This is a genomic window from Pedobacter sp. 01N416, assembly GCF_056399685.1.
In genome coordinates this window covers 1-8,614 of sequence record NZ_JBFTRT010000304.1, presented here as the reverse complement: position 1 = coordinate 8,614, position 8,614 = coordinate 1, and the positions used below count along the sequence as shown (strand labels likewise).

11 protein-coding genes are annotated in these 8,614 nt (G+C 38.2%); 4 read left to right on the top strand and 7 right to left on the bottom strand.

Annotated elements, in window-relative coordinates; all coding sequences use genetic code 11:
• Positions 1–102: 102 nt before the first annotated feature.
• The 6 genes from AC1DND_RS16820 to carA all read right to left on the bottom strand — a co-directional run bounded on the left by AC1DND_RS16820 (position 103) and on the right by carA (position 5,711).
• Positions 103–489 (bottom strand): XAC2610-related protein, encoded by a 387-nt coding sequence (locus tag AC1DND_RS16820; protein ID WP_477583336.1) that lies wholly within the window; start codon positions 487–489, stop codon positions 103–105.
• 55 nt (positions 490–544) lie between these two features.
• A complete protein-coding gene (locus tag AC1DND_RS16815) occupies positions 545–1,501 on the bottom strand; it encodes a Fic family protein (protein ID WP_477583334.1) in 957 nt (318 codons plus the stop codon).
• Positions 1,502–1,617: 116 nt separating this feature from the next.
• Positions 1,618–2,694 carry an ABC transporter permease gene (locus tag AC1DND_RS16810; RefSeq protein WP_477583333.1) on the bottom strand — a complete coding sequence of 359 codons (1,077 nt, stop codon included), beginning with the start codon at positions 2,692–2,694 and terminating at the stop codon, positions 1,618–1,620.
• A gap of 173 nt (positions 2,695–2,867) precedes the next feature.
• Positions 2,868–3,632 carry an ABC transporter ATP-binding protein gene (locus AC1DND_RS16805; RefSeq protein ID WP_477583331.1) on the bottom strand — a complete coding sequence of 255 codons (765 nt, stop codon included), beginning with the start codon at positions 3,630–3,632 and terminating at the stop codon, positions 2,868–2,870.
• Between the two features lie 96 nt (positions 3,633–3,728).
• Positions 3,729–4,589, bottom strand: a complete 861-nt coding sequence (locus tag AC1DND_RS16800; RefSeq protein ID WP_477583329.1) for a hypothetical protein — start codon at positions 4,587–4,589, stop codon at positions 3,729–3,731.
• Positions 4,590–4,664: 75 nt separating this feature from the next.
• Positions 4,665–5,711: a glutamine-hydrolyzing carbamoyl-phosphate synthase small subunit gene (gene carA, locus AC1DND_RS16795; RefSeq protein WP_477583327.1), complete on the bottom strand. Its 1,047-nt coding sequence runs from the start codon at positions 5,709–5,711 to the stop codon at positions 4,665–4,667.
• Positions 5,712–5,746: 35 nt separating this feature from the next.
• Between carA and AC1DND_RS16790 the strand changes: the two genes are divergently transcribed.
• The 4 genes from AC1DND_RS16790 (at position 5,747) to AC1DND_RS16775 (ending at position 8,084) form a co-directional block, all read left to right on the top strand.
• Complete coding sequence (locus tag AC1DND_RS16790) at positions 5,747–5,941, top strand: hypothetical protein (protein ID WP_477583325.1); 195 nt, start codon at positions 5,747–5,749, stop codon at positions 5,939–5,941.
• 92 nt (positions 5,942–6,033) lie between these two features.
• Positions 6,034–6,711 carry a 3-methyl-2-oxobutanoate hydroxymethyltransferase gene (locus AC1DND_RS16785; protein ID WP_477583323.1) on the top strand — a complete coding sequence of 226 codons (678 nt, stop codon included), beginning with the start codon at positions 6,034–6,036 and terminating at the stop codon, positions 6,709–6,711.
• 143 nt (positions 6,712–6,854) lie between these two features.
• Positions 6,855–7,541: an RluA family pseudouridine synthase gene (locus tag AC1DND_RS16780; protein ID WP_108198402.1), complete on the top strand. Its 687-nt coding sequence runs from the start codon at positions 6,855–6,857 to the stop codon at positions 7,539–7,541.
• A 114-nt stretch (positions 7,542–7,655) separates the two neighbouring features.
• Positions 7,656–8,084, top strand: a complete 429-nt coding sequence (locus AC1DND_RS16775; RefSeq protein WP_477583321.1) for a hypothetical protein — start codon at positions 7,656–7,658, stop codon at positions 8,082–8,084.
• Between the two features lie 107 nt (positions 8,085–8,191).
• Here AC1DND_RS16775 and AC1DND_RS16770 read toward each other — a convergent pair.
• Positions 8,192–8,614: hypothetical protein (locus AC1DND_RS16770; protein WP_477583319.1), on the bottom strand; the 423-nt coding region annotated here is incomplete at its 5' end.

The window sequence follows — 8,614 nt, the reverse complement described above, 5'->3', positions numbered from 1 at the left end:
GTGGATGGCAATCTGCTTTGTTTTTTTATCAATATCGAACATGCCCAGGTTTTCGCTTGCCAGTTTAGTAAGTTCTTTATTCAGTAAAAACTTATTTTATTTTTATGATAAATAAATGTTGTAAGATGGACTGGCATAAGCACCATTATTGCCATTTCTTATGGCGATATCTTCAAAACCATCAAAATTAAAATCGCTAAAAATTAAAGGTGTTTGGTATTTGCCCAGATCGAGCCATCCAAGTTTGGCATTCTGGGTTTCAGTTAGGCCAAAATCTAAATCTTCAGAATGGAAGGTGTCTACTTCTCTATCTGTGGCCTTATCGTAAATAATAATTGTAGCTTTTCCGCTACAAGCATTACCTTCGCATTTATCAACAAAAATTTTGGCCTTGTATTGGTCAGAGCTGTTATTAGCTAAGAATTTAAACTGTGCTTTTGAAGTATTGGCAATCAATAAAATACTGCAAAAGATAATCAAGCTTTTCATTAAATATTTTTCGGTAAAATTACATCAATATCAGTCTGTAAAAAGTTAAAAAAGGTTAACGTTTTCTTTTTCGTGTTTTGATATAGCTTTGAACTGCCGATTTTGTGGTAAGCCAATCTCTACCTTCTTTGTAAGCATCTATTTTGCCCTGCCTCGCTAACAAACTCACATACTCCTGCCCATATGGAACATCAGGTTCTGAAACAATATGCGATATTAGTTCGTAATCTCCGTAGGTGTTTCCTGGCAATGCATTTATATAGATGTTTAACGAGCGCTCCAGAGCCTGCAGCATTAACAAACAAAGCTTATGGTAATTACCCTTGTTGGCTTGGTTAAGTGCCTCGTAGTATTTCTTTCTGTCGTTTTTAAGGATAATGGCAGGTGGGAAGCCTTTGCGCATGAGCAGTAAATTCATGGCAAGCCTCACCGTACGGCCATTTCCATCAAAAAAAGGATGAATCCAAACCAATTTATGATGGAAAATAGTAGACAGTAAAATGTCATTTAAGCCTAAAGGATTATCATTAACGAAGCCAACTAATTCATCTAATAGATCAGAAACGTTGTTAGCGTTGGGCGGTGTAAAATTTGCACCAACAATACGAACACCGCCGTTTCTTAGCCGGTCTGCATAATCATCTTCAATGCTCCTGAGCACTAAGCCATGAAGCGACAAAATATCGATGCTTCTAAGCGCGTAGTTCTTATTGACTATGGTATAGAGGTAATCGATGGCTTTTGCGTGGTTATAGGCTTCAAAATGCTCTCTCAATGATTTCCCTTTAACGGTCATACCTTCCTGTAAAACTATTTGGGTTTCTTTGAGGCTTAAAGTGTTTCCTTCTATGCTATTGGAGTTGTAAGTCCATTCTAAGGTAAGGTCTTCTTTGATACGGTGTAGCGCGCTATTAGGCAGTGGCCTTGAGGTTTCTAACCTGGCTTTTTTCTCGTACAACCTGTCTATTTGAGGTAATAGTTCTTCTAAATCGCTTAAATCGAATTTCCACATACCCAAATATAATAACTATCGGTTTGATTTAAAAATTCACTTATCCGATATTAAAGATTTTTATCCAAAAAAAATGATAGCTGATTTGCTACCATTTAAAAACCTTCTTTTTTCAGTTATTCCCATTTGAATACTTTTACCGCAACAGCGTAAATACCAATGCCCCAAAGCAATAGGATCATGATCTGGAATTTAACGTCCCATAAGCCCAAGCCCTCAAAAGCCACTTTGCGCATGGCATCGTTTAAATAGGTAAGGGGTAATGCTCTACTAATGGGCTGTAACCAGCTAGGAAAAGCCTCGATAGAAAAGAATGTCCCTGATAGTAAAAACTGTGGTAAAGTAACGATGTTCGAGATGGGTGGTACCATACTTTCGTTTTTAGCAATGCCTGAAATGATAAAACCAAAGCCCATAAAAACAATCACACCAAGCGTAGCCAGTATGAGCATATTGACGACGGTGAGCGCACCATGGACGAGTGTAAAGCCAAAAAAGAAATGACCTATCAAAATGATAAACAACGCACCAATTAAGGCAAAACCAATGCGGGCAATACCTTCGCCGATTACAATGCTTGAACGCCTTACTGGTGTTGCAAAAAAGCGTTTAATAACCAGGGTTTGGCGCAGACTTAAAAAAACGAATGCAGTTCCGAAAACACCCGTGCTTAATAGCGAGAAACCTAACTGCCCAGGAAGTATAAAATCGATGGTTTTATATTCGCGGCCAGTAATGGTGCTTTCTTTTATCTCTGCTACTGTCGGTTTTAATGTTTTATCGTAAAAAATATTGTTTAAAACCGATTTTAAAATCCCGCCTTTATCTCTTGATGCGGAGGTGTAAACTACGTTGACCGAATAAGCAGCTGAATTGACTTTTCTGTGAACATCAATCATGGCATCAACATTGCCTTTTTCTAACAGTTTATCAAACTCAGCTTTCGATTTATCTTTAACCAGGCGGATCATTCCTGTTTTTTCCAACATGCCCATTACCGGGTTGTTTACATCAGAGCCCGGTGCTACGCCCACATCGATGCGTGTTCCTCCGCCACCTAAAAATCCGAAGACTAAAATAAATATCAAAGGAAAAGCAAGCGTAAATACCACTGCCGATGGGCTCCGCATAATTGACCGGAAACTCGCTTTGGCAAGGGCAAGGGTTGCTGTAAGGTTATTGTATTTTTTCATTTACTATTTGATTAATAGTTGTACTGTTTTTATGTTCTTAAACCCGATTGTAGTGTAAATCCTTTTTGTTTTAGATGTTTTATTACCTATTGATGGATTTACAAAAAGATTGTAACGGAAAGCGGGCGTAACGTTAATTGTAATGCTGTCCTTGCTTTTCAAAAGAAAATTAATTATTCTCTCCATTCCTGGCCGGTAAGATTGATGAAAACATCTTCCAGATTGGCCTTTTTAACCTCTTTTTTGCGCTCAAAACCACTGCTCACTAATTTATCTATTAAATTATCAGGAGTATCCAGCGCGATAATCTGTCCGCGTTCTACAAAAGCAACGCGATCGCAAAGTTGTTCAGCCTCGTCCATATAGTGGGTGGTGATTACAAYGGTGGTGCCTGCATTTCGGATTTCGATAATCAGATCCCAGAGATTTCTTCGGGCCTGTGGGTCTAAGCCTGTAGTGGGCTCATCCAAAAAAATAATTTTGGGTTGGTTGATTAATGTAGTTGCTATAGAGAAGCGCTGTTTCTGGCCGCCAGAAAGTGCTTTGTATTTGGCTTTGGCCTTATCCTGAAGGTTTACTTTCTCCAGCATTTCCATCGGTTTGATGCTGGCACCATATAAACCAGCAAAAAGTTCGATCAGTTCGATGAGATTCAGATTTGGATAATAACCAGCTGCTTGTAGCTGTACGCCAATAATCTGTTTAATATCCTGCGGCTGTTTGTCGACAGAAAAACCATCAACGATAATTTCTCCGGAGGTTTTATCCCTTAGGGTTTCAATAATTTCGAGGGTAGTGGTTTTTCCGGCACCATTAGGGCCAAGCAGACCAAAAATCTCATGCTCGTAAACTTCAAAGCTAAGCCCTTGAACGGCCACGAAATCATCGTATTTTTTTACCAGGTTTTTAACGCTGATAATGGCTTTTTTTGTTTCCATGTTGCGAATGTAAGCAGCTTTAAATGAATAGAGAATGAATTTGTAGATGGATAACCGAAAATGTCGGTAAAATGATGTTTGTAGTAGGTAAAAACATTAATTGGTGCTCTTTTTGGTTAAAATGATCACATCGCGATCTATCGAGTCTATTTTATAAGTGTTTTTAGCCTTGTTAAAAGCTTCGCCGAAAACAATTTGATCTTTTAGAAAACTAAACTTTCCTTTTGTATTTATACTGTCGGCAGGAATAACATACGATTCTCTATAAGTGCGATCGTATTCCATTCTGTGTTTCCAGGGGTTTTGGTATTCGCGTACCTTTTTTCCCGTAAAGGTTCCATTGGTTTTAAGCGATACCAAGTAGGTAGTTTTTAGATCATATGATTCAATACTCCACGTGGTATCGGGCTTTTTTGTCGCGTTAAATTTATAGATTAACCCATATTGTATTTTCTCTACAAATTCCCTGTTATTGGTTACTGAATTTTGAAGCCTGAAATTGGCATTTGTGCCATAGAGGGTGTCTAAGCTTTTATTTGCGACAAATTTCCAGTCCGCATAAATATAATCTTTAGCGTTAAGTACTTCATTTATTCTTTTTAAGTAAATCGTGTCGATGCTAGCAGCTGCACCCTTTCCCTGTCCGCCACCAAAAGGGTTATGTCCTTCTATGTTGTAACTCAAAAATCCTTCTTTTTTTATAATTTCAGAAAAGTGAAGGGGAGGGGCTTCCATCATGAAGATTTCGGATATGAAAAATTTACTATAACGGAGTTCTTTTAAATAAAACTTACCATTTGCATCTGTAATGGTTTCGCCCACCTTACAGCCAACAACAGGGTTGTTCTGATAATCCAATATAGTGCCTGTAATTGCCGGTCTTGATAATCTGGAAATACAGGAGCTGAAGAAACATAATAAAACAGCAATACACGCAATAAAAAGGTTTTTCAACATGTTCTAATTTAAATAAAAAAACACTGCCAATAGGATTGAGCAGTGTTTTAATGCTTTAATAAAAAGACTTGTAGTTTACCAGGATAATTCGCCCTTCATTACATCAACAAAATCGTCGAATAAGTAACGCGAATCGTGTGGACCTGGTGAAGACTCTGGGTGATACTGAACCGAAAATGCTTTTTTACCTTTAACACGGATACCCTCGATTGATTTATCGTTTAAGTTAACGTGGGTAATCTCTACTTTATCAGAGTTTCTAACCTCATCAGGAATTACACCAAAACCGTGGTTTTGTGAGGTAACTTCGCAGTGGTTTTTGATAATGTTTTTTACCGGATGGTTTAATCCACGGTGACCGTTAAACATTTTCATGGTGCCAATACCATTAGCTTCGGCCAATAACTGGTGACCTAAACAGATCCCGAACATTGGTTTATTTACCGCTAGAATATCTTTGATTGTTTCTACGGCGTAAGGCATCACTGATGGATCGCCAGGGCCGTTAGAAATGAAATAACCATCAGGGCTGAATTTTTCCATTTCGGCAAAAGTAGTTTTCGCCGGGAAAACCTGAACGTAGATATCGCGGTTTTCGAAACTGCGCAAAATATTTTTCTTGATACCTAAATCTAAAGCCGCCACTTTTAAGCTCGCTTCAGGGTTGCCATAAAAATAAGGCTCGGTTGTACTTACTTTAGATGAAAGCTCTAGACCTTCCATTGAAGGTACTTCGGCTAATTTTTGTTTTAATTCTTCTAAATCCGTAATCTCAGAAGAAATAATCGCATTCATTGCGCCTTTATCTCTAATGTGGCGAACCAACGCACGTGTGTCAATATCAGAAATGGCAACCAAGTTGTCGTTCTGAAAATAATCCTGAATCGATTCTGTTGCTTCTTTACGGCTATAAACGATGTTGTAATTTTTGCAGACTAAACCAGCAATTTTAATCGAACCTGATTCGATTTCATCTTTGTGGATACCGTAATTACCAATATGCGCATTGGTGGTAACCATTATCTGGCCAAAATAACTTGGATCAGTAAAAATTTCCTGGTAACCTGTCATCCCGGTATTAAAACAAATTTCGCCAGTAGTGGTGCCAGTGTAGTTAGTCATGGTAATTACAATATGGATTTTGATTTAAAAAAGAGTTGAAAAAAGAATGGCTTTCGGCATTAAAGCCGTTTTTGCTGGGTGCAAAAAAAGATGAATATATCCCTTCCATTTCGGGGTACAAAGATAGAGTTTTAGATTGGAAATGTAAAGAGAAAAGTGAAATAAGGCTGGAGCTAAAAGCAGAAAGACTAAAGCTGAAAGCAGTGAGACACGATTTAAATAAAAAATGATTTTGGCCTGAAATAGCTTTGGTCTTTTACCTTTAGTCTTTTCAGCTTAATTAAAGAAAAAACAATACTTTTGGCAACACAAAACAAATCCCATGTCGGTACATAAAGAAATCAAACGCATCACCACGCACACTTTACAGGAAATGAAGCAACGTGGTGAAAAAATATCTATGTTAACGGCCTACGATTACTCGATGGCTACCATTTTAGATGATGCAGGATTAGACGTTTTACTTGTAGGTGATTCTGCTTCTAATGTAATGGCTGGTCACGAAACAACTTTGCCTATTACGCTAGATCAGATGATTTACCATGCTGCCTCGGTAATCAGGGCAGTTAAACGTGCTTTTGTTGTTGTCGATTTACCTTTTGGCTCTTATCAGGGAAATTCAAAGGAAGCTTTGAACTCAGCGATAAGGATTATGAAAGAATCGGGCGCCCACGGTGTTAAATTGGAAGGCGGCGAAGAAATTATCGAATCGGTTCAACGTATTATCACAGCAGGAATACCTGTAATGGGGCATTTGGGTTTAACACCTCAGTCGATTTATAAATTCGGAACATATACAGTCCGCGCTAAGGAAGAAGAAGAAGCAAATAAGTTAAAAACAGATGTTTTGGCTTTACATATGATTGGCTTAACAAAAGGGTTTAAACCACGTTTTTTACGTCAGTATATTAATTTATACGATGAAATTTTAGGCGCAGCACAATCGTACATTCGTGATGTAAAAGCAAACGATTTCCCGAACGAGAAAGAACAGTATTAAGTTTGGGTTGGGCGTTTTGAGTTTGGAGTTTTTTCAAGCGCAGATAAACCATCCAACTTTAAACAAATTAACCAATTGACTTTTGCAATAGACGATTTGCCTTGTTAAGTGAACTAATGACGAATGAACCAATAAACTAACCGATGCCAATTACCGATAACGACATCCTTTTTGAAGACAACCATTTAATCGCCATTAATAAAAGAGCAGGTGATATTGTGCAGGTTGATGAAACCGGCGATGAGCCTTTGGATGAACAGGTGAAAAAGTATATCGCTAAAAAGTACAATAAACCCAATGGTGCTTTTTTGGGTGTAGTACACCGATTAGATCGGCCGGTGAGCGGCGTAATCTTATTTGCTAAAACGAGTAAGGCTTTGGAACGGATGAATGCCGTTTTTAAAAATAGAGAAGTAAAGAAAACCTATTGGGCAGTGGTGAAGAACAAGCCGGAGAAAGAGTCGGCTACTTTGATCCATTGGCTGGTTAAAAACCCGCAGAAAAATGTCGTTTCCTATTATAATACAGAGGTTACTGGTAGTCAGCGTGCGGAGCTTTCTTACAAAGTAAAGGCGAAGGTTGGCGATTATTACCTCTTAGAAGTAGATCCCTTAACCGGACGTTCGCACCAGATCAGGGTTCAGCTCTCATCAATGGGGTGCCCGATTATGGGTGATAATAAATATGGCTATCCCCGCGGAAGCAGAAAAGGGAGCATTTGCCTACATGCCCGCCGTTTACAATTTATACACCCGGTTAAAAAAGAACCCGTAAATATATTTGCCAAGCTGCCTGTTGATGGTTTTTGGGAACGCTTTGAAGACTTATAGCACAACAATATTTAATATAATTAAAATATCCGGTCACAATATTTAAGTATTTGATCGGATTTTTTATGATTTGGCATCATATTTCGTCTGTTCAGGACTAAAACCAAATTAATCATGAAAAACACCATCTTATCTATCGCTGCAGCAGGCTTATTGGCTTCTACATTAGTTTCGTGTGATAGCACTAAAAAAACGGAAACAACCAAAGACTCTAGTGAAATTTCCGCTAATGGAGACACCATTACCAAAATAACGACAAAAACAACTGAAACAGTTAAAACCGATGTTCCAACTTTCTCAAGTGAAGAGGTAAACAAAGGGCTTGCTGAATATGCTAAACTTAAAGACGAATATGTTGCAGCTGTGAAAAGTAAAAATGCTGCAGAAATTAAAGCGTTAAGCGATAAATACACGGCTTGGGCAAATCAGGCAACGGGCTGGGCAAGCAAGCTAAAGCCAGATGAAATACAAAAATACTCTGATTATATGCTTAAATTAAGCGAAGAATGGACGAAAGCAGCAAAGGAAGCAGTAACTAAGTAAAGCTCAGATTATAGAAAATCGTCATTCTCGCGTATGCGGGAATCTTAAAGCACTTTTGTTAGGCATTAAGATTCCCAATCAAGTTGAGAATGACGGTTCTTCGGAATTTATTTACAATCAATTTTGTCAAAAGTCATTAATCCATCAAACTTTAGTTTGCTTAGGTCTTTGAACTTGGTTTTTCCTTTTACTTCCTCTACATCGCCAAATCCCTCTGCTAGCTGATCACCCTTTTTCAAAAAAGCCACTTCCCTAATAGATGTTTTGCCTTCAGACTGAAAAGTATAGTTAGCAATTATGGTATCGCCTTTAACAATTCCGGCTATTATACCTGCATTTTTATCTTTTTCGTATAAATTATAACCTAATGTACCTGTTACCTTATTATCCGCTGTTTTTAACGATAGGGTGGCAGTATCCCGGTTTTTAATGTACTGGAAGCACCGAATAGAATCGGGGCTTGCCGTTGCATTGGTTACTATGGTGGAATCTATTTTAGCCTGTGTTTTTTTTGCCGTGCCACCCTGGCA